This window comes from Pseudoalteromonas sp. BSi20495 (assembly GCF_000241185.1).
GTDB classification, from domain to species: Bacteria; Pseudomonadota; Gammaproteobacteria; order Enterobacterales; family Alteromonadaceae; genus Pseudoalteromonas; species Pseudoalteromonas fuliginea.
In genome coordinates this window covers 1-20264 of record NZ_BADY01000086.1, presented here as the reverse complement: position 1 = coordinate 20264, position 20264 = coordinate 1, and the positions used below count along the sequence as shown (strand labels likewise).

The 20264-nt window shown below is 37.7% G+C and carries 17 protein-coding genes and 1 pseudogene; 9 read left to right on the top strand and 9 right to left on the bottom strand.

What is annotated here, in order from left to right:
* Positions 1–847 precede the first annotated feature (847 nt).
* Both P20495_RS08135 and P20495_RS20665 read left to right on the top strand, forming a co-directional pair.
* The gene (locus P20495_RS08135) at positions 848–1867 is read left to right on the top strand and encodes a hypothetical protein (protein WP_008136860.1); all 1020 of its coding nucleotides are present in this window, start codon (positions 848–850) and stop codon (positions 1865–1867) included.
* Positions 1868–2209, top strand: coding sequence for a hypothetical protein (locus P20495_RS20665; RefSeq protein ID WP_033015963.1), 342 nt, complete (start codon positions 1868–1870; stop codon positions 2207–2209).
* A gap of 649 nt (positions 2210–2858) precedes the next feature.
* Here the strand turns inward: P20495_RS20665 and P20495_RS08140 are convergent.
* The 3 genes from P20495_RS08140 to P20495_RS08150 form a co-directional block, all read right to left on the bottom strand.
* Positions 2859–3776: a histone deacetylase gene (locus tag P20495_RS08140; protein ID WP_008136856.1), complete on the bottom strand. Its 918-nt coding sequence runs from the start codon at positions 3774–3776 to the stop codon at positions 2859–2861.
* A 48-nt stretch (positions 3777–3824) separates the two neighbouring features.
* On the bottom strand, positions 3825–4244 hold the full coding sequence (locus P20495_RS08145; RefSeq protein ID WP_138950680.1) for a hypothetical protein: 420 nt from the start codon (positions 4242–4244) through the stop codon (positions 3825–3827).
* Between the two features lie 547 nt (positions 4245–4791).
* Complete coding sequence (locus tag P20495_RS08150) at positions 4792–5511, bottom strand: hypothetical protein (RefSeq protein WP_008136853.1); 720 nt, start codon at positions 5509–5511, stop codon at positions 4792–4794.
* Between the two features lie 528 nt (positions 5512–6039).
* On the opposite strand from P20495_RS08150, the gene P20495_RS08155 reads away from it, so the two are divergent.
* The 4 genes from P20495_RS08155 to P20495_RS21345 all read left to right on the top strand — a co-directional run bounded on the left by P20495_RS08155 (position 6040) and on the right by P20495_RS21345 (position 10818).
* Complete coding sequence (locus tag P20495_RS08155) at positions 6040–9192, top strand: DUF3427 domain-containing protein (RefSeq protein ID WP_008136851.1); 3153 nt, start codon at positions 6040–6042, stop codon at positions 9190–9192.
* A gap of 23 nt (positions 9193–9215) precedes the next feature.
* Positions 9216–9791, top strand: a complete 576-nt coding sequence (locus P20495_RS08160) for a hypothetical protein (RefSeq protein WP_008136850.1) — start codon at positions 9216–9218, stop codon at positions 9789–9791.
* A 279-nt stretch (positions 9792–10070) separates the two neighbouring features.
* The gene (locus P20495_RS21350) at positions 10071–10451 is read left to right on the top strand and encodes a sce7726 family protein (RefSeq protein WP_008136849.1); all 381 of its coding nucleotides are present in this window, start codon (positions 10071–10073) and stop codon (positions 10449–10451) included.
* A gap of 37 nt (positions 10452–10488) precedes the next feature.
* Entirely contained in the window at positions 10489–10818 is a 330-nt protein-coding gene (locus P20495_RS21345; protein WP_138950678.1) for a hypothetical protein, read from the top strand.
* Positions 10819–10825: 7 nt separating this feature from the next.
* Here P20495_RS21345 and P20495_RS08165 read toward each other — a convergent pair whose 3' ends face one another.
* From P20495_RS08165 to P20495_RS08190, 6 genes are all read right to left on the bottom strand, one after another.
* Positions 10826–11938, bottom strand: a complete 1113-nt coding sequence (locus P20495_RS08165) for a hypothetical protein (protein WP_008136848.1) — start codon at positions 11936–11938, stop codon at positions 10826–10828.
* Between the two features lies 1 nt (position 11939).
* On the bottom strand, positions 11940–12437 hold the full coding sequence (locus tag P20495_RS08170; protein ID WP_008136847.1) for an ImmA/IrrE family metallo-endopeptidase: 498 nt from the start codon (positions 12435–12437) through the stop codon (positions 11940–11942).
* Between the two features lies 1 nt (position 12438).
* Entirely contained in the window at positions 12439–13020 is a 582-nt protein-coding gene (locus P20495_RS08175) for a hypothetical protein (protein ID WP_008136846.1), read from the bottom strand.
* Positions 13021–13561: 541 nt separating this feature from the next.
* Positions 13562–14662 carry an HNH endonuclease gene (locus P20495_RS08180; protein ID WP_008136845.1) on the bottom strand — a complete coding sequence of 367 codons (1101 nt, stop codon included), beginning with the start codon at positions 14660–14662 and terminating at the stop codon, positions 13562–13564.
* A complete protein-coding gene (locus P20495_RS08185; RefSeq protein WP_008136844.1) occupies positions 14659–15255 on the bottom strand; it encodes a bifunctional 2-polyprenyl-6-hydroxyphenol methylase/3-demethylubiquinol 3-O-methyltransferase UbiG in 597 nt (198 codons plus the stop codon). Before P20495_RS08185 ends, P20495_RS08180 begins: the two co-directional genes overlap by 4 nt.
* Before the next feature lie 207 nt (positions 15256–15462).
* The gene (locus P20495_RS08190; RefSeq protein WP_008136843.1) at positions 15463–16707 is read right to left on the bottom strand and encodes a UPF0149 family protein; all 1245 of its coding nucleotides are present in this window, start codon (positions 16705–16707) and stop codon (positions 15463–15465) included.
* Between the two features lie 229 nt (positions 16708–16936).
* Here P20495_RS08190 and P20495_RS08195 point away from each other — a divergent pair, with 229 nt between their 5' ends.
* The 3 genes and pseudogenes from P20495_RS08195 to P20495_RS20655 all read left to right on the top strand — a co-directional run bounded on the left by P20495_RS08195 (position 16937) and on the right by P20495_RS20655 (position 20242).
* Positions 16937–17674, top strand: coding sequence for an ABC transporter substrate-binding protein (locus tag P20495_RS08195; protein ID WP_008136842.1), 738 nt, complete (start codon positions 16937–16939; stop codon positions 17672–17674).
* 46 nt (positions 17675–17720) lie between these two features.
* A complete protein-coding gene (locus P20495_RS08200) occupies positions 17721–18458 on the top strand; it encodes an ABC transporter substrate-binding protein (protein WP_008136841.1) in 738 nt (245 codons plus the stop codon).
* A 184-nt stretch (positions 18459–18642) separates the two neighbouring features.
* Positions 18643–20242: pseudogene (locus tag P20495_RS20655) on the top strand (ABC-F family ATPase).
* The last annotated feature ends 22 nt before the right edge of the window (positions 20243–20264 follow it).

Here is a 20264-nt window from a genome sequence, read left to right as displayed (position 1 = left end):
TTTGTACACGCCTAAACACCATGCGAGGTATAAAACCTCACCTACAACAATGCAAACACCGCGCTCAACAAAGCGTAGGTGCGATTTTACATCGCGCTTTGGCTTTTAATTTGTAGATGGGTTTATTCGCTGCAACCTTGTACACGCCTAAACACAATGCGAGGTATAAAACCTCACCTACATTAATTTAAACACCGCACTCAACAAAAGCGTAGGTGCGATTTTACATCGCGCTTTTGGTTTTAAACAAAGCTCACTCATACATCTGTAGGCGCAAAGCTTGCTCGCGCGAAAAGCGAAGCTTTTAAAATAATTTACTTATATCGCATTGGCGACGGCAACCAAAAAAAGACAAGCGCCGGTATCTCTTTGGAATCACACAGCCCCCTCAATTTCACTTATCTTTAAACACAAAATTATTATGAGCGTAAACGCCATGAAAGCATCACTTTCACATCCCTGTACGCTGCCCAGTTCGGATATCTCTACCCTCTCGTTCAAAACTACGTTTTTCACCCATTTGCAAGCATCGCTTTCCTTCGCATTGCCTAAAGGGATTTAGGCACTTGGAATTTGTCGGGAACAAAATTCCGCCATGCGAGGTAATTACTCATTAATTATGTGTTTGCAGGTGAAGTTGAAGGGGATGATTACCAGGGCTTCAGTCTTTAAATATTTGCTGTAGGCACCCTACTTGCTCTCGTAGGAAGGGTAGCTTATTGAATTTCATATAACATTAGCAACCACAATTGCTTTACTCTTACTAAGTGAAAAGCAATTATGTATTGACTACTTAATTAAAAATCATTAGTCTTTTTTAAACAATTGAAAAGTAAGGATACTGATCATGGCTCTAGAAATTAGAATCTGCTTGGATGCAGTTACTGCAGAAGTAGTAAAATGTAAAACTGATAAAAACAATACTTTCTCACAAGATAACAATCACATAAAAAGTAAAGTAATCACCTCAGGTACACCATATATTTGGCGCAAAGAATACACTGACTCTTTAACCGCTCCTACAACAGAACAAAAAAATATAGTCAATCAATTTGCGCTTTTATCAGCACAATCAAGAAGAAACATAGCTGGAATGCTGCGAGATTTTGGCAGCGAAACATTACTTGCTATTTCTGACTTTCAAGCTCAAGTTATACCATTTTTAGCAAACAACACACATGGTATTGTTGGTTCAGGCGCCACATCAATAGAAGCTCGCAGTTCAAAATTTGTTACTTTAGCGGGTAAATATGAAGCATCTTTAAAAGATATACGGGCCGCACATAAGTCAGGCATGCCTAAATACCACATGGTCGCTTTAGAGCAAAAAGCTCTTGGACTATTTAAAGAGCTTCAAGTTAAATATCAAGCTGAACTACAACGCTTTATGAATACTAACCGTGCAAGTCGCAGAGGTACGGTTTGGTCTAATCCTAATCGTGGTGTTCACATAGCTAAAAGTGCCAGACACTCCACTAAATTAGATATAAGTAGCACCGCAGAATTTAGAAAAATTAAATATATTGAAAACACAGGACGTTGGCTTGGTAATGGAATGATCTTACTCGATGGCGCTTTTAGAGCAAACTCGGTTTACAACAATTACAAAAATGGTGGCGACTGGCAAAGAAGTCTATCAACTGAATTGGCCAGCTTTGGAGCCTCTACTGCATCTGGTATTTTTGTCGGTTCAATTACTACCACAGCACTAAGCTCTTTACTTATGCTAACTCCTTATGGATGGGTTATTGCTATAGGTGTAGGGTTATATGTCGGTTTTACAGCAAGTATTAAAATGAATAATTTTATGAAAAAAACTTCTGAAAACATATACGACAGAAAACCTATATTTGAAGGGACTTTTTAAATGCCTGCTGCTCATTTAGCTGGATATTCTCTGATCGTATTTATGATAGGTACTTTTGCCTCCGGCATTTTATTTTCGAGAATTTCAGTCAAACATATTAATAAAAATATGGAAAAAGATGGTGTGCTTCCCCCCAGTTGGGATAAAGGCATTGGCGCTAGTGTGTCATTTTATATATTTTCGATGTTTTTTGAACGCTCCCGTATACCAACTCCGATGTTTGATGGACGTTTTGTAGCCAAGTACTCACGTCCAATTGACAAAGTAATAGGCGTAGTCCACTTGATTTCAGTCACAGGAATGATGCTTTGCCTTTGTATTGTTTCTTATTTTTCAAAGTAGTTAATAGTAAGTTAAATTTACATATCCTAATGTTTTTGGCCATAAAAGCGTAGTCTTTAAATTATCGGCAGAAACTTATTTCGCACCTTGATTTTTACTTACAAAATTGTAAATAATTCATTCGAGTGTTTGCCTGATTGCTAGCGGCAACCAAAGAAAGACAAGCGCCAGTCTCTTCTTGGAATCACACGGCACCCTAAATTTCACTTATCTTTAAACACAAAATTAATATGGACGTAAACGCGATGAAAGCATCACTTACCTCGAATCCATGCGAAGTAATTACTCATTAATTATGTGTTTGCAGGTGAAGTCTAAAGGGGGAGAATTGCCTAAGCACCGGCCTTAAAATTTGCTGTAGGCGCAAAGCTTGCTCGCGCGAAAAACGAAGCTTTTAAAATAATTTACAAATATCGCGTTGGCGATGGCAACCAAATATTGATCTGATATACAGATAAGTTTTACTGCAAGTAATTCCCTGCTTGAGTTGGTGCTTATAGGCCCCCCATAAAAACCATTGTCGACTCCAGATAATTATGTTTTAAAGATTGTGACAAAAACTTATATTAGAAAATCTGAATAATGAATGAAAGGCTTTAGTATCTTGTAAAATAGTAACAAAATCAAAGATATTAGTTGGATTTGTATTTTATAGTACTGAGCATGCCTTAATCGCAGCAGTTATAGCTAAAGCACTTTGTTTAGAATACCCTCCGCCACCAGTGACAACAGTTGGTATTTCAAGGCTTTTCAAGTGAGAAAGTATGAATTTCTCCCGTTCAGCAACATCTTTAACGGTAAGTTTAAAACCACCTAATTTATCAATAGCCAACACATCTGTTCCGGCAATAACAAATGCTAGGGCATAATCAGCTTTTACTAACTTGAGTGCTTGATTTAACTTATCTAAATATTCATGGCCTTCAACACCACTTTTCAATGGAACGGGAAAATTGACTCTGTTACGCGTAAAATCAGAGGTTGGATAAATATCTGCATTATATACATCTAATAAATGGATATTTTCATTGTCTTTGAAAGAATAGGCATTACCGTTACCGTGATGCGCATCAACATCTATAATCAATACTTTATCAGTTTCACTTAATTGACCATTCTTACGTAATTGTTGATAGCTAATTCCAATATCATTATAAATACAAAAGCCTTCCATATTAACGTTGCTAGCGTGGTGAAAGCCCCCTGATAAATTCCACATAATATCGCCAGAGCCCAATGCCCTTTCAGCCCCAAGTAAAGTTCCCGCAACAGCTAAGCGCATAGGTAACAAAATTTTATTATCGAGAAAATTAAAGCTAACAAAAGGAATTTTAGGAACTTCCAAAGCCCTAAATACAAGCGTTTTACTTAAAACCAACTTTCTCATTAATTCATTGAGGTATTCATTGATCACGACAGATGAAACAGGCTCCATTGGATGGATTATTTCAATATTTAAGCTATCAAGCTCTGTAATTACTTTTGCAAACTTCTCACCATCAAACGGGTGCAAGTATTTTAGTAATCCTAATTGATAATTAAAGCGGGGCTCATAAATAATTTTCATGTCTATGCATTTTCCGTTTCTGCAAGTTCCTTAGCGTAACGTAATACTTCATGGGGTGTCCATATGCCCCCCCCCTAATGTTCTTGCTAATTTACCATATGCACCGGCATTAGGTTTAAAACTAGGCTCTTTATCACAGGCTACTTTTAAGCAATCCGCAACAACATTTGAACAATTGAATTTAGCTAGTTGGTATTGTGGTATGTTTTCCATCAAAGAAACAACGTAATCTTCTAGGGCACTAGTGTTAGCGTCTGAAATAGTAACCGTTATTGGACGGCGGTTACCCTCACTTTCAATATCAAACTCTAAAGCTTGCATAAAGTGCCCTGGACGGCGTCGCTTTATTTTTAAATCTTTCTTACCAGCATCATCAGCTGGCCAAAAGCTAATGTAAGTAGTACCAAATGAAATTGAAGCATGACCAACCATACTTCCGTGAGGTAACCAGACGTGTACTTTTAACATATCAAAATCCTTTTAAATTTCCTAATTTAGGTTCACTCTATATTCCTACGATTCAAAAATCAATTCAAAACATAAGTTGATCCTTAGGTTTTTTTATTATGATTGATAAATTTCGAGGCTTTGCAATAGGATTCCTTAATACCCTATATTAAGTTTAATTATGAACCTGATGATATTGATGACGTTGATTTCAGAATATCGCGTTGGCAACCAAGAGGCGCATAGCGCCAGTCCCCCCTTGGAATCACACGGCCCCCTAAATTTCACTTATCTTCAAAAACAAAATCAATATGGACGTAAACGTGATGAAAGCATCACTTCCCTCGAATCCATGCGAGGTAATTACTCATTAATTATGTGTTTGCAGGTGAAGTCGAAAGGGGGGAGAATTGCCTAAGCAGCAGCCTTAAAATTGGCTGTAGGCGCTCAGCTTGCTCGCGCGAAAAGCGAAGCTTTTAAAATAATTTACAAATATCGCGTTGGCGATGGCAACCAAGGGGCGCATAGCGCCATGTGTTCATTATTGAAATACATTATTTCAACAGCTTTATATACCTGAAAATTCTTTCATCCATTTTAAAATAGGCTCTTTGTTTGGGCTATAGTAACTTAAATGCGGCAAGCCTATTATTGCAGTTGACCTACCATTAATATCAGCTTTAAAACCATAACATTGCCTCTCTCCATGCTCTGCTGGAATGGTTTCAAAAGTATTTAAATTACTTTCATCACAGTACATCGATTTTAAAAAGCCAAACGGTGAGTGAAGTTTGCCATTTCCAAAAGTGATGATTACTTTTGGTCTCACTATTTCTATAACAGCTTGATGAAAAGGCCAAAAAGTACCTGCAAAGCCAAAGTTATAATCTTCGTGAGATGATGATTTTGAAGTGGTAAAAATTAAATTGCTAGCACATACATCAGCCACACTTTGGTCCAGTCCTTCAAGTAAACCTTGAATTCGCTTTTGAAGTGGAGCGGATCCTTTTGCATATTTATTGTTGCCTTGCTTAGAAGTCGATTTCTTTTTGGGTTTTTCCCATTCTTCATCTAAAAAAGCATTACTCGTGCGAACTAGTGTATCTGCCATAAAATTACCTAACTTGCATTCACCAGATCCACCCGGGTTTAAACCTAATAAATACACATCTCCTTTTTTTAAGGTTTCATGCGAGCTATAAATCCCCTCACCAAAGCGGTTATATAAATGACCAAATTGTTGTGTAGCTATGCCTAGCAGCTGTTCCTTCTTAATCCCTATATCCATATTTATTCCTTTTTTTCCTATTAAGACCTTATTGCAGAATATGATTTATACATTAAAAAATTGTAATAAACTAATTAAATGTCGAGGGTACTCTCAATGAAATTTTCTTAGCAGCAGCCTTAAAATTTGCTGTAGGCGCTCAGCTTGCTCGCGCGAAAAGCGAAGCTTTTAAAATAATTTACTTATATCGCATTGGCGATGGCAACCAAAAAAAGACAAGCGCCAGTCCCCCCTTGGAATCACACGCCCCCCTCAATTTCACTTATCTTTAAACACAAAAATCAATATGGACGTAAACGCCATGAAAGCATCACTTCCCTCGAATCCATGCGAGGTAATTACTCATTAATTATGTGTTTGCAGGTGAAGTCGAAAGGGGATAACTTCTTAGCATCATCATTTAATTACTCTCTCGGCTAATACTTAACTCACACGTTTGTACTTAATTACTAGTAACTTAGTCAATTATTACTTGTAGCTATACCGTATTTAAGTAAACTAACCACTCGCAAACAGGGAGTGGTTTTAATGCAGCAAATTGGTATTTACGAGCAGTTAATTACGCAAGTAATTAAGCAAAACCTAAATCGTGATCAGTTTTATGTGGGCGAGCGCCAGCTTGAAACGGCCGAAGCGGCAACTTGGCTTTCACGCTTTTTAAGTAAACTTGTAACGCATGCAATCGATGCCATTCCTAACTCAAACGAGCGCCTACAAGAACAAATTAGCCTAGCTAACAGCCTTGTACTTTGGCTTAAAGATCATATTTGCGATGACGAGCTAATTAACGAAAACCTTATCGACAGCCAAGGCCGAATACTTACCGCGCTATTTAATACCCAAAACCCTATTGCCGCCAACCTTAAAGATTACTCAAGCGATATATTCCCACTCACAGGCCTTACGCAAAGCGAATTATTTAGCGGTGCTAATGCAGGTATATCGCTCGAAACCGAGCTAAAGCGCGAAATTAAATCGTCCGACACTATTTATTGGCTTGTCTCATTTATAAAATGGACAGGGCTGCGCATTTTTAAAAATGAGCTTGAAGCATTTACCAAAAGCGGTAATAAACTCAAAGTTATTACAACTTCGTATATGGGCGCAACGGATGCTAAAGCCGTTGAGTTTTTAGCAAACCTACCAAATACCGAAGTAAAGCTAAGTTATAACAATCAGCAAGAGCGCTTACACGCAAAGTCATATTTATTTATACGCAATACGGGTTTTCATACAGGCTATATTGGCTCGTCTAACTTATCGCATTCGGCGCTTACCAGCGGCCTCGAATGGAACTTAAAAATTACCGCGCAAGAAATCCCGCACATAATAGCTAAAACCAAAAGTACGTTTGAAACCTACTGGGAATCAAAAGATTTCGAGCTATTTACAGGCGCTGTTGAGTGTAAAGAAAAGCTCATTAATTCACTTAACGAGCAACGCGGTGTTGGGCAATCAAGCAGCCAGTTTTATTTTGATATAACACCAAAAACGCATCAGCTCGCTATTTTAGAAAAGCTAAGTGCTGAGCGCAGCGTACATAATCGTTTTAAAAACTTAGTAGTGGCTGCAACCGGCACGGGTAAAACCATCATATCGGCGTTCGACTTTAAAACTGTTTACGATAAAAACCCAAACGCACACTTTTTGTTTGTAGCCCACCGTGAAGAAATACTAAAACAAGCGCAAAGCGCTTACCGTGGAGTGCTTAAAAATAACGACTTTGGTGAGCTGTGGGTAGGTAACTACAAACCACAGCGCTACAATCAATTATTTGCATCAATCCAAACGCTTAACAGCCAAATTGAATCGCTCAATTTAACTCACGATTACTACGACTACATAGTGATAGACGAAGTACATCACGTAAGCGCTGCCAGTTATCGCACCATTTTAAGCTACTTTACGCCCGCAATATTACTTGGCTTAACCGCCACACCAGAGCGACAAGATGGCGCAAATATACTCGATGATTTTTGCGGAGTAATAGCCGCTGAAATTCGCTTACCAGAGGCAATAAATCAACGCCATTTATGCCCGTTTCAATACTTTGGACTAGATGACGACACCGACCTAAGCCAAATAACATGGCGAGGCGGCCGTTACGATATAAGCGAGCTAAGTAACCTTTATACAGGCGAGAACAGCCGCGCTAACAAAATTATATCGAGCCTTGCTGATATAGTTACCAATGTTCACGCTATTAAAGCACTCGCGTTTTGCGTAAGCCAAAAACACGCTGAATTTATGGCTAAAAAGTTTAACTTAGCAGGCATAAACACCGATGTACTCACCAGCAAAAACACCAATGAGCGTGCAGCCAAACAACAAGCACTGCGCCAAGGCGAAATACAAATACTTTGCGTGGTTGATATTTTCAACGAAGGTGTCGATATTCCAGAAGTCGATACTTTACTGTTTTTACGCCCAACTGAAAGCCTAACGCTGTTTTTGCAGCAACTAGGCCGTGGTTTGCGTTTACCCGACAACAGCCAAAAGCAATGCTGTACCGTGCTCGACTTTGTAGGTAATGCTCGCCCAGAATACGACTTTGCCAGTAAGTTTCGCGCTCTCATTGGTAAAAGTAACCAGCCAATAAAAACCGAAATCGAAAACAACTTCCCGCATTTACCACTAGGTTGTCGTATAGAGCTACAAAAACGTACACAACAAACAATATTAAAAAATATTCAGCGAGCTATAAACTCTAAACGCCGTTTACAACAGCTTATAAATAGCTATTCGCAACATACTAATGACGCGCTTACGCTAAGTAACTTTTTGCGCATAAACCCACAAGTTACGCTTGAAGATATATACAAACCAAAAGACGGTAGACTCGGCGGCTGGCACTGGTTAAAAGGCGATGAAATACCCGCAAAACAAGCCAACATTTACGCCGCGTATTACCGCGCTATAAACACTCAATTACTCGGCTGCGACTCACTCAGTTACTTATGCTTTCTACGTGATTTATGTAATAACGACTTTAGCTTTGCCCCAACACCACAAAACCAACAGTACGCCATTATGGCGCATTACAATTTTTGGGATAGCACAGGCACAAGTTTAGGGTTTAAAACCCTTGAACAAAGCTTACAAGCACTTAAACACAAAGAGCTACAGCACGAACTTGCTCAAGTAATTACGCTATTAATAAACCGCATTCAACAGCAAGAAAGCGATTTAGCGTGCTTACCTAATCACGCAATAAAATTACACAGCCGCTACACACGCCAACAAATACTCGCCGCATTTAGGGCGCACTCGTTTGATAAAAAATCGACCGCACGCGAAGGCGTTCTAGAATTTAAAAACCAAAACCTAGAGCTGCTATTTGTCACACTCAATAAGTGTGAAAAAACCTACTCGCCCACCACGCTATATCACGACTACGCAATCAGCCCTATCCTGTTCCATTGGCAAACACAAAACAGCGCCCGCCCAGAACATGGCCGAGGTTTGAGTTATATTCAGCACCAGCAAACAGGCAAAACCATCCTGTTATTTGTGCGCGAACAAGGTAAAGACGAAAATGGCCGAACCATGGGGTTTGTAAACTACGGCGAGGTTAAATACCAAAGCCACAACGACAGTCAGCCAATGAATATAACGTGGGAGTTAACCAACCCCATGCCAAGTGAAATGTGGCGTGAGGCTGGGAAATTAGCGGTTGGGTGATAATTTAAATTAAAGGATTGTAAATGAGTGATTTTTTTCAAAACACCAAAATTATTGCAGCTCTAATTACAGCTGCAACAGCCTTAATAATTGCATCTACAGGTGCATTCGCTTTCTTTTACCGCTCTCGAAGAGATGATAAAAGAAATGCGAAAAAAGTATTATTCCTATTACTAGAAGTTCGTCATGCTATTAAGTTAAAAACTTTACCTATTGATGAAGTTGCTAAAGAGTACTGCGATTATGCAGCCAAAAAACTTAGTTCATTTACTCCTGAAGAATCAAGTATCTCTATAGATAATTTTGATCTTCGATCTATAGAAAAGCAACTTTCAGAGCAACTAGCGTCTATAGAAGAAAGCCTTACTGACAGCGTAATACCTGCACTCAATGATAAATTAACTGACTTAGCCGAAGATAATCCAATCCTAGCTTTTAAAATCCGAGGGAGAGACAATTTTTTAAAACTATTTGAAACTTCAAAGACTCAAATAACGAACCTTGCCATACCAAATACGGGGTTACCAACTGATATTGAAAAAGCTTTATTTGAGCGTATAGCAAAAATAATGTTGAGCCGTGTAGACAAAAGAAAGTAATCAGCATATAGATGATGCTATTTACGAAATAGCTAAATATTGTGGGCGAAGTCAGTTAAAAAAATGGCAAAAGTTAAAGAAGGAAACTGCTTCAGAACATGGGTTTGACTTTACACAATTAGACGAACTATTTGAGAGTTGTCGTTTAGCTATCATTGAATTAGAAAAAGAAGTCTTAGAAATATAAACCTCATCACTCATTACAAACAATATTTATAGCTCAACAAAGATCAAATCTATGCTAAAATCTAAGATGTGATTGTAAGTATGAGTTTATAGATGAGTCGTTCTGAAAGGTTACTTGAGAGTGATATTAAAGCACTAATATTGAACCGTTTAAAAGCTAAAAGAGCAATTAATTCAAAAACATTGTTGATGAATGAATTAACAATAGGAAACTTTGCTCGACGAGTAGATCTTGCAATTTTGCATGAAGGTAAACTAATCGCTTTTGAAATTAAAAGTGAAGCGGACTCTCTAACAAGGCTTAATGGTCAATTGAGTACTTATCAAAAATATTTTGATAAGGTAATTGTCGTTGCTGATACCAAATTCATTAAAAAATTGAAAGTTCTAGTGCCGGATAATATAGGGCTATGGGAAGTAAAAAAACCAACAATAAAAGTAATCAAAAGGGGAAAGTTAAATAAAAAAAATTGAGAACTCAAAGCTTTTAGATTTCATGGATGTAGTAGATATGAAAAAATTAGCTTCCCAAGTTAAAATCGACTCAAACAACTCCCGTAGCTCTCTTGAAAATGCACTATTACCAATCCCTAACAGCACTTTAAGAAAAGGGGTATTATCTACGATTGACCGTAAATTCTCGCTAATATCCAGTAACTTTTTAACAATGGTTGGTAATGATTGTATCTCTAATAATCACATTCGCTATTTGAGTCGTTACCACAGGGATAGAGCTGTACAAAAAGAAGAAGCTAATAGAGCTAAAAGCTTTTGGCTTGATTTCGACTCTCATATACAGCTTCTTAAAGATGACATTAAGTCAATGAACTCTTTGACTTAACACTTAATTAATCAACCCAATCGTCGTCAGTATCATCTACATACACAACTTCATCATAATGGAGTTGTGTATGTAGGTGTTTATTGATTCGAACAGCCGTTGCTTTCATTGCGTTATTAATGCCGTAGTCATCTCCTTTACTTGTTAGTTCTATTATGTAATTAGCCCACAGCCCTAAATCACTCTCCCAATATGGCTCAAGCATTATCTTTTGTGCAATTAAAGTATAAAGTTCTTTCTTTTCTTCTTTTTTAAGTTCACTAGGCAAGCTTGCATTATTATCGCTAAACTCCATACGAATAAAATTCCACTCATCTTTACATGAATAATCGATCCTAGGTGGTGGGACTCCCGCGCCACCACTCATTTTCGTAGCTCTTGTACTTCCACGATCAGAATATATTAAGTCTGGAAAGTCTATTTTTAGCTTATTGTATAATGCTCGTTCATAAATAGTATTTACGCTTCGATAATAACCACCAAAGCCATCAGGAAAAGACGTTGATGAGACGCTTAATAATGCATTTGGTAAAGCTTGTTGTATAACTCTTAAATAATTAGCTATATCTTCTTTTGCATCAACTTGCGCTTTTGTGATCTGTTCTAAGTCCAAGACAATAAATAAGTCTTGAATATTTACAAGCTCCGGTAAAATATTTTGAGTTACTTTTGATTCTATATCGAAAGGCTTAATTATAACGACCACCCCTCTTTGCAAAGAAGCTAATGTATTTAATTGATAAGCAAACCCACTTAAATCTTTCAGTTGAACAGAAGGTATGCAGTTTTCATGCTCTTTTATGAAGTCACACCAATTTCTATAACCATTGCTTGAATCAATAAGCTCTTCAAGTTCAAAATGTACCTGCCTGTATTTAGCCTTATCTCTCTTGGCTAAATCTGAATAATCAATATCAGCGATCCAATAGTTATTTTTCCCAATCGTCGACTCTATTTTTTCAATGGTCTTGCTCAACTCTTTAGTTGTCGCCCAAGACTTTAGTGGGAATATCGGCAGAATTAAATCTTTATCTTTGTTTGGAAGCTCTTTCAATGCGTTAAGCTCTGATGGACTAATAGATAAAATTGGGGAATACTTATATTTGAAATTTGTAAACATATTAAAACCCTTTTTTACCTAGTCGTATTTCCATTGCAGGTATTGATAGTTCAGCAAGATTAGCCAAATATTCTGTTTTAACTTCCAATCTTGTATTAGATGGAAATTCAATGCTTTCAATTAAAGAAAATGGCATCACAATATCAGCTGCGAGTCTATTTGCCTCAACTTCTAATTTATCCGATAAAGCAGACCTAAACAAAATAGTATCCTCTATTCCATCCTTCAATTTATCTCGATGAAGTAAAAAATGTGCAATTTCATGAGCTAAAGTAAAGCGTTGACGACCTAAAGAATCATGTCGATTGATCTTAATTAACACTGCTCCATCTTCTTCTTTTATTTGCCCCGAAATCCCTGGCTTTAAAGTTGACCTTTTAACGACTATATTAAATGCCTTAGCAATTGCACCTACTTTAACCGGGAAATCGCGTTGAAAACTAAGAATAATATTAACTTGTTCATCGGTTAACCTGTACCATTCTTGACAAACTTTCATATTAGGCATCCTCAGAGTAATCAGGAAAGTCTTCTGTTGACAAAATACCTCTATATACAGCTCTCTCAACAGCAGAATTTATAACATTATTAAAATCACCATTTTCAATCGCCAAAGTTAAAGCCGCTTCTGATTGCATGATTGAATCTTTTACCGAAGCATCTACAGATGCAGTCTTTATATTTCTATACCCCCAAAATGCCAGTAATGCTATACCGACACCCAAAACAGTGACTATAACGGCTACACAAGCAAGTAAAAAACTACCCCAACTATTTTGTGAAACATTCAGCTGAATATCCTGCTTATTTTGAGATATGTTTTTCCTATTATTGACTAAATCGATTGCTAGGCCGCTAGTGTGATTTGCAATTTCAGTATTATTGGCTTGAATTACATTAATAGATTGATGTAAATTTTTAAGTTGAGTTTCTAAGCTCTGGTAATGCTTTTCAAGTTGTTCATACTTTGTCTTTATATCAATTTCGCTTTTATTGATTTTAACTTCAGTATCCTGCTGTGCACAACACACTGAAGAAAATAATAGAAAACCAATTACATATCTAGTTTTAAATATTTTCATTTTTCACCTTAATGTCTTCGAATCTAAAATATCTATATTTTGCTATGAGTACCAATCTACCAACACACGCCAATTCCCCGTGTTCACACCTGAAACTTTGTTAATGATGAGTAATTTACAGCATGGATGCTGTACAAAGCGTAGCTTGGCCATGGATGGCCTATCTACGCTGGTTACATTCACATCATTAACGTAAGTTGAAGATACAGTGTGATCCTCGGGTGCGCCGTGGGTGACGAGTGACCGAAGCGAAGCTTCGCAGCACGAGGAAGTGGAAGCATGGATGCTGACAGGAACCCAGCTTCATGGACGAATTACCTCGTACAATGTCAAAACATCTCTCAAATGCCGCCCTTTGGTTGCCATCGCCAACGCGATATAACCTCGAATAGAGGTTTTTAATCCTTTAAACCCACATCAAAACACCAATTTATGAGCGCGATATAAAATCGCACCAACACATTAATTACACCGAAGTTTAAAAGCTTCGCTTTTCGCGCGAGATAAACTCCCGCCTACAGCACGAACTACAAATTCTGCCTTACACGTCATACCTTGGCTTTTCTTCCGCTACTAAATCAAGCCCTGTACTTGGTTGCTGATATTTAAAACTAGCCGCTTCTTCAAAATAACCCTTTTTTACCCATAACTTTGCACTGTTAGCCTGTGCAACCTGATACGCCCAATCACTAACCGAAAGCGACTTATCTGAATCGCAATTAAAGTAATCACTAAGTTCATTTGTTAAATGCTGGTTATTAATCACTAAATTTTGTTCTTGCCAACGTTCGCGGTGAAGTTGCGCAGCTAAAAAGTCACTTTTACTGTTATTACAGGTGCTGTGTGCTGCCACAAAGTTATGACCTAAATCATTTGCGTAGCGAGAAAACGGTATAAAGTGATCAACCTCGGTTTTACTGTTCAACGGTTTTTGGCAATAAAAACAATTACCGTGCTGAAGCTCTATCAACACAGGCTTGGCCTTACTCAGTGCATTGCGATCAAAGCCGAATAAAAATTCGTGTAATTGGCTTTGTGGGCCAATTAAGGCTTGATTATGCTTAATACTTTGAATTTTTTGCAGCCATGCATTTTTTGCTAAATAAACAACTAAGTCGTAAAAACGCCTAAAGCAGCCTGCAATATCTTCATTTAAGGTGATGTATGATTGGCCTTTAATATGGGGATACAAAAAACACTCTTCTTTGCCATTTAATTTTTGTAATAACCATAGCGGGCCCTCTTTAATGGTTTGTAATGTTGAGCTGCGTATATTTTTCCAACCGTCGCTCTTTTTTAATTGGCTAATTGAATTAATATTATTTAATTTTGCATCATGAAGCGTAGTTATAATTTTGGCTTGTTTATTAGAGTTGGTATTTTGTAAAAGTAGTTGCTCTCTATTATTACCAATTGCGCCAAATGGCGATGCTTGGTGCCAATATAAAGTAATAAATTTATCGACTAATTCATCAAATTTTATTTGTAACTGTGCTTGTGGATCAGCGTGATGTTTTTCGATACTAATATCAGCCAGTGCATGTAAAAGTGCAAACTTATAAGTAGCACTAAAATCACCTTCAACTAATAAGCGCTGAATATAAGCAATAAAGTCGAGCTGTTGCTGCATTGCTCCAATCATAAAACGTGCACTACTTTTATAAGCGCATTTAGCCACACTTCACTTTCGCGCTCTGGTCGCTTGTCAACGCTTTGCCATTGTTTAATAGCTTTTAACTGCGTATGACTAAGTAAATGCGTTAAAGCATTTTCGTTTAAATCGGTAAATTCACGACCATTATGCACACGCTCTGACTCGCCATATTTAAACGATACATACAAAACACCATTGGGTTTAAGCGCATTTTGTAGGTTTAAAAACACCTGCGGTAACTCAGCTTTTGGAACGTGCAATAAACTAGCGCAGCACCAAATACCGTCGTATTGATTTACACAATTTAGCTGTTGGAATGTTTTAACCGCTACAAGTTGTTGTAAATAACTGCTTGCCAACTCTGCCAGCTCTGGGCTTGCATCAAACGCACTTACAGTGAAACCCTGCGCTTTAAAAAATGCGGCATCGCGTGCACTGCCACAACCGGCATCTAAAATACTCCCGTGTTGTGCAACGTGCGGTAAAAACTCAGCATAAAGCGCCGACATATCAACGTTTAGTGTTGAGTCGCTAAAGGCTTTGGCATTTTGGTCGTAATAAGTAAGTGTGGCGTTTGACACGAGACTCACCGCTCCTTGGCTAATCGTTTAACAGCTAAGGCACTGTTAATATTGCATTCATTATTTGCTCAATCTACAGGAACAAGTGCATTAAATACAGGTTTAATAAGTAGAAATTTTTAAATTAATACGCTGTTATTATTAAGCGCTGATGTGAGTACTAAGCGCGACATAAATCACGCTTAGCACTTTTTACGCGTTTAGTTATTACTTTTTTCTTAGCCAAAAAAGACTCGCGGAAACCGAAATCCATGCCTGTTTACCTAACGACTCAAGGTAAACACCCACCTCTTCTTTACTGCCTGGGCTGTAATATGGTGGCTGTTGTTCTTTTAGTTTTTCTTGGCCGGTGAGTATTTTGGTAAAGTGTTTATTTTGCTGCTGGAGCATTTTTTTGTAATCGTTTGCGGGTTTTGAATCGCCATGCATTACAAAAGCACTTAGCGCACGGCTTGCTGTTGCGTGTAGTTCTTGAAAGTCAAAGTCGGCTAATAAAGCCTCTAACTTCTCCCACTCTTTATTTATAATTAGGCAGTTCATTAATAAAAAGCGGTTTGCTTGATTATCGTTTGGGTTTAGCTTTAGTAACTCTTCGAGTTCTGATTGTGCTTTTACGGTATAACCATGCAGTGCGTGTATTTTTGCTCGATGCGCGCGAAGCATCATATAGGGGCGAGTTTCTTGTAGTCCCCAAAAATGCCCAGCATTGTCTTTAATAAATTGCTTAGTTATAAGCCCACCTTCCATGATTTCTAGCAACATTTGCATTGGCTCAAGCGCTTTTAGCTCTGTATCGGCGAGTACAAGTCCAAGTAATTCATCAAGCTCATCTAACTCATTTGGTTCTTCGTCTAAAAAGCTGTTGTTAAATACAGCCTCATCTTCGTCACTTAAAGTTAGGTCGTTACTAAATCGAAGTTCAAAAATAGCGTCGGCCATAAAATAAACATAATTACGTTTATATTCTTGGGCGTTATATTGGGCAAATTCACCAAATTCTTTTGCTGCTGCTTTTTCATTAGAAAATGCTTTTAAAACGCTGTTTAGGTTATTAAGAGCCTGTTTTTGCTCTGCATCGAGCATGCGTTTATTTATATGTTTAAGCGCCTGTAAAACCCCTTTACAGTAACTTGGTAGGGGCATATTAGGTTTTAGTGAATCACGGTAATCTTGTTTAGATAGGCTACACTTAGCAGGCATTTTTAATTCGTTTTGAATTACTTTTTCCATGCACTGGTTATACAGAGCCATTAAGCTTTCTAAGTATTTTAGTTCAGTCGCATTTTGAACATTAAGATCTCCAAATAGATCTGGTTGCCACTCACTAGGGTTAAGCATTTGTGGTAATACACCCAACCCCATTAAATAACCCTGAATAAAGTAATAATCTGGTTTTTTAGTGCTCAATTCACTGAGTTTTACAACATCGTTACGTATTTTGGTTGGCGACATAACTTGCTCTACTATTCATAAATTTATTTGTAGTGTACCGATTGATAAAGTTAGCAACAATATTTTTTCTTAAGTTTATAAAATAAGTGCAATTGTTAAACTTAAACGCTCAGCTACCTTTCTCTGCTTAGTGAGCTATTTACATTTTTACACAACCCCAGCACTAAAATGCTCAAGCTAGTTTATACTGTATTAAAAACAAACAATAATTAATTGTATTAGAGGCGTAATGAATAAACTAATAAACCTATTTATTTGCTTAATTTTTAACGTGTCGCCTACTGTGTTTGCTTGCGAAAGAACTTTAAGTGTTGCATCGCACGATGCATTTTGGCCGCCATATGTGTTAGGTATTAATGGTGAATTACAAGGCGCAGAGGTAGATGCACTTAACATTATATTTGCCGGCTCGCCTTTTTGTTTTAAGGTTGAATTACTGCCTAATTCAAAGCGCGCTTTTGTTGAGCTTAAACATGGCCGAATTGATTTAGGCTGGGCGGCTAGCTATACCGATAATCGTGCTAAATATGTTCATTTTAGTGAAAGTTACCGTACGGAGGTAATGCGTTTATACGAAAACAAAAATAACCAGCACAATGTTGATATCTTAGAAGATATTTTTAAACAAGGCCTTACTGTAGGCGCTAACTTTGGTAGTTATTACGGTGAAGAATTTGAACAATATAAAACAACGTATAAAAAACAAATTGAGTACACCAGCGCAGTGAGCAAGCGCTTCGAAATGCTTAATAAGCAACGTATTGATTTTGCAATTGAAGATGAGCTAGCGAGTGCTTATTTTATTAAACGAAGCTCAAACTTAGCACCGGTTAAAAATATCAAATTTATAAATAAAGACGCAATACATTTAATGCTAAGCAAAGATACGGTGTCGGTTGAAGAGCTTGAAGTAATAAATAAACACATAAAAAACAATCAAACGGCACTTAAGGCGCTATTTGAGTAATGTTTAATTGCCAGCTATAACCGCAAGCGCAATTAATTGGAGTGTAATGAAAACTATAATAGTCGTTTTTGCTGTATTACTGTTAAGTACCTTTAATACGCACGCATGTAATAAAACTTTTGAAGTTGGCACAAATGAAAATTACTGGCCACCTTATGTTGAGCTAAAAAACGGGGTGTTGTCGGGTATTGAAATTAACGTTATAAAAACGTTGTTTAAAGGCTCCCCTTTTTGCTTGAAATTTAGCGTATTACCTAGCTCTTTACGCGCACAAGAAGAGTTAAAGCAAGGCCGTATAGATATTATGTTTGCGGCAACTAAAACTAAAAAACGAAGCGAATTTGCGTATTTTAGCCAAAGCTACCGTGACGAGGTTATGCTGCTTTATAAAAATACGCTTTCCCCTAATTTAAGTTCAATTGAACAACTATTTAGCCAAGGCTTTAGTATTGCCGTTAATCGAGGTAGTTATTATGGCGCGCAGTTCGAGCAACTTAAAAAAGCATATCCTAAGCAAGTTGTGCTTATTTCGACTGCCGATAAACGCTTTGAAATGCTTAATAAACAGCGGGTAGATTTTGTGATTGAAGACGCTTTGTCGGGGCTGTTTTTTTTGAAACAATCATTAAATATTGAACCGGTTACTAATATGGCATTTTTTAATAAAGCCCCTGTGCATTTAATGCTGAGTAAAAAAACGGTTACGCTTGATGAACTATCGGTTATTAATCAATTAATTCAAAAAAATAAAAAGGCCACAGAACGTATTTACCAAACTTATTAACTGTTTTGAGCTGTAAAATCACTTATCGCTATCTGTTTTTGCTTTAATTTAAAGCGCCTTTTATCTTCCCTTCCTCTTGGCTGATCTGTATAATTCGCCAGCTAATTTACCCTATTGTCTGGTTCTTGTTTGTGGCGTGTTGCTGCAGCGTACTCCTGTCAGTACTTATCTAGGATTACCTTTTTTGATCTCCACCGCAAATATTACGATGCAGTTTGGCGCAGAGCCGTTGTTTGAAAACATTTCAGCTAAATTTGGTAACGGTAACCGTTACGGTTTAATTGGCGCTAACGGTTGCGGCAAGTCGACTTTCATGAAGATTTTAAGCGGGGCGCTTGTGCCAAGCGCGGGTAATGTATCTATTACTCCAGGGTTAAAAGTAGGTAACCTAAGCCAAGACCAGTTTGCCTTTGAAGAGTATAGCGTTGTAGACGCTGTAATTATGGGTGACGTTGAGCTTTGGAAAGTAAAGCAAGAACGCGAACGTATTTACTCTTTGCCAGAAATGAGCGAAGACGATGGTATGAAAGTAGCTGAACTTGAAAGCGTATTTGCTGAAATGGACGGTTACACGGCAGAAAGCCGCGCTGAAGAAATTTTGCTAGAAGCGGGTATCGATAAAGAATTTCATTATGGATTAATGGCAAACGTTGCACCTGGTTGGAAGTTACGTGTGCTTTTAGCACAAGCGTTATTTGCAAACCCAGACATACTGCTACTCGATGAGCCTACCAATAACTTGGATATTCATACAATTACGTGGCTTGCCAACGAGCTTAACAAGCGTAAATGTACGATGATTATTATTTCGCATGACCGTCACTTTTTAAACTCTGTATGTACACATATGGCCGATATAGATTATGGCGAGCTGCGTATTTATCCTGGTAACTACGAGAAGTTTTTAGAAGCAGCAGGGCTGCAGCGCGAGCAACTTTTAGCTGAAAATGCTAAAAAGAGCGCTGAAATTGACGAGCTACAAGACTTTGTTAACCGTTTTGGTGCTAATGCTTCAAAAGCAAAACAAGCAAGTTCACGCGCTAAAAAAAATGGATAAAATTAAACTTGATGAAGTTAAATCGTCGAGTCGTATGAGTCCATCGCTTTCGTTTGACGAAGGTAAAAAAATGTATCGTCAAGCGCTTGAAGTTAACAAGCTTGGCCATGGTTTTGATGGCGAAAAGTTATTCACTGGCGGCGACCTACTACTAGAAGCTGGCGCTAAGCTTGCTGTTATTGGCGAAAACGGGGTAGGTAAAACTACTTTTTTACGTTGTTTAGTTAACGAGCTTAAAAGTTTAGAGGGTGAAATTAAATGGTCTGAAAATGCGACCTTTGGTTATTGCCCGCAAGACAGCACTAAAGATTTTGATAACGATTTAACCTTGTTTGATTGGATGTCGCAGTGGCGCACAGTTAATCATAACGATTTAATGGTACGCGGCATGCTGGGTCGTTTGTTGTTTACAGCTGACGATTCAAATAAAAAAGCGCGCAACTGTTCGGGTGGTGAAAAAAACCGTTTGTTATTCGGTAAGTTAATGATGCAAGACGTTAACGTACTGGTAATGGACGAACCGACTAACCACATGGATATGGAAGCCATTGAAGCGCTTAACAATGCGCTTAAAGACTTTGAAGGTACGCTAATTTTTGTAAGCCATGACCGTGAGTTTGTATCGTCATTAGCGACGCGTATCATTGATATTAAAGATAAAAAAGTAATCGACTTCCAGGGTACGTTTGACGAATACCTTTCAAGTTGTGAAGAGAAAAAAGCGTAAATTTTTCTCATTACTTTTAAAA

Coding starts and splice junctions, on each gene's coding strand:
- P20495_RS08170 (WP_008136847.1), bottom strand. CDS start 12,437: ATGAAAGTTTGTCAAGAATGGTACAGGTTAACCGATGAACAAGTTAAT.
- P20495_RS08190 (WP_008136843.1), bottom strand. CDS start 16,707: ATGTCGCCAACCAAAATACGTAACGATGTTGTAAAACTCAGTGAATTG.
- P20495_RS21345 (WP_138950678.1), top strand. CDS start 10,489: ATGAAAAAATTAGCTTCCCAAGTTAAAATCGACTCAAACAACTCCCGT.
- P20495_RS08195 (WP_008136842.1), top strand. CDS start 16,937: ATGAATAAACTAATAAACCTATTTATTTGCTTAATTTTTAACGTGTCG.
- P20495_RS20665 (WP_033015963.1), top strand. CDS start 1,868: ATGCCTGCTGCTCATTTAGCTGGATATTCTCTGATCGTATTTATGATA.
- P20495_RS08175 (WP_008136846.1), bottom strand. CDS start 13,020: ATGAAAATATTTAAAACTAGATATGTAATTGGTTTTCTATTATTTTCT.
- P20495_RS21350 (WP_008136849.1), top strand. CDS start 10,071: ATGAGTCGTTCTGAAAGGTTACTTGAGAGTGATATTAAAGCACTAATA.
- P20495_RS08200 (WP_008136841.1), top strand. CDS start 17,721: ATGAAAACTATAATAGTCGTTTTTGCTGTATTACTGTTAAGTACCTTT.
- P20495_RS08145 (WP_138950680.1), bottom strand. CDS start 4,244: ATGTTAAAAGTACACGTCTGGTTACCTCACGGAAGTATGGTTGGTCAT.
- P20495_RS08155 (WP_008136851.1), top strand. CDS start 6,040: ATGCAGCAAATTGGTATTTACGAGCAGTTAATTACGCAAGTAATTAAG.
- P20495_RS08140 (WP_008136856.1), bottom strand. CDS start 3,776: ATGAAAATTATTTATGAGCCCCGCTTTAATTATCAATTAGGATTACTA.
- P20495_RS08150 (WP_008136853.1), bottom strand. CDS start 5,511: ATGGATATAGGGATTAAGAAGGAACAGCTGCTAGGCATAGCTACACAA.
- P20495_RS08180 (WP_008136845.1), bottom strand. CDS start 14,662: ATGATTGGAGCAATGCAGCAACAGCTCGACTTTATTGCTTATATTCAG.
- P20495_RS08160 (WP_008136850.1), top strand. CDS start 9,216: ATGAGTGATTTTTTTCAAAACACCAAAATTATTGCAGCTCTAATTACA.
- P20495_RS08135 (WP_008136860.1), top strand. CDS start 848: ATGGCTCTAGAAATTAGAATCTGCTTGGATGCAGTTACTGCAGAAGTA.
- P20495_RS08165 (WP_008136848.1), bottom strand. CDS start 11,938: ATGTTTACAAATTTCAAATATAAGTATTCCCCAATTTTATCTATTAGT.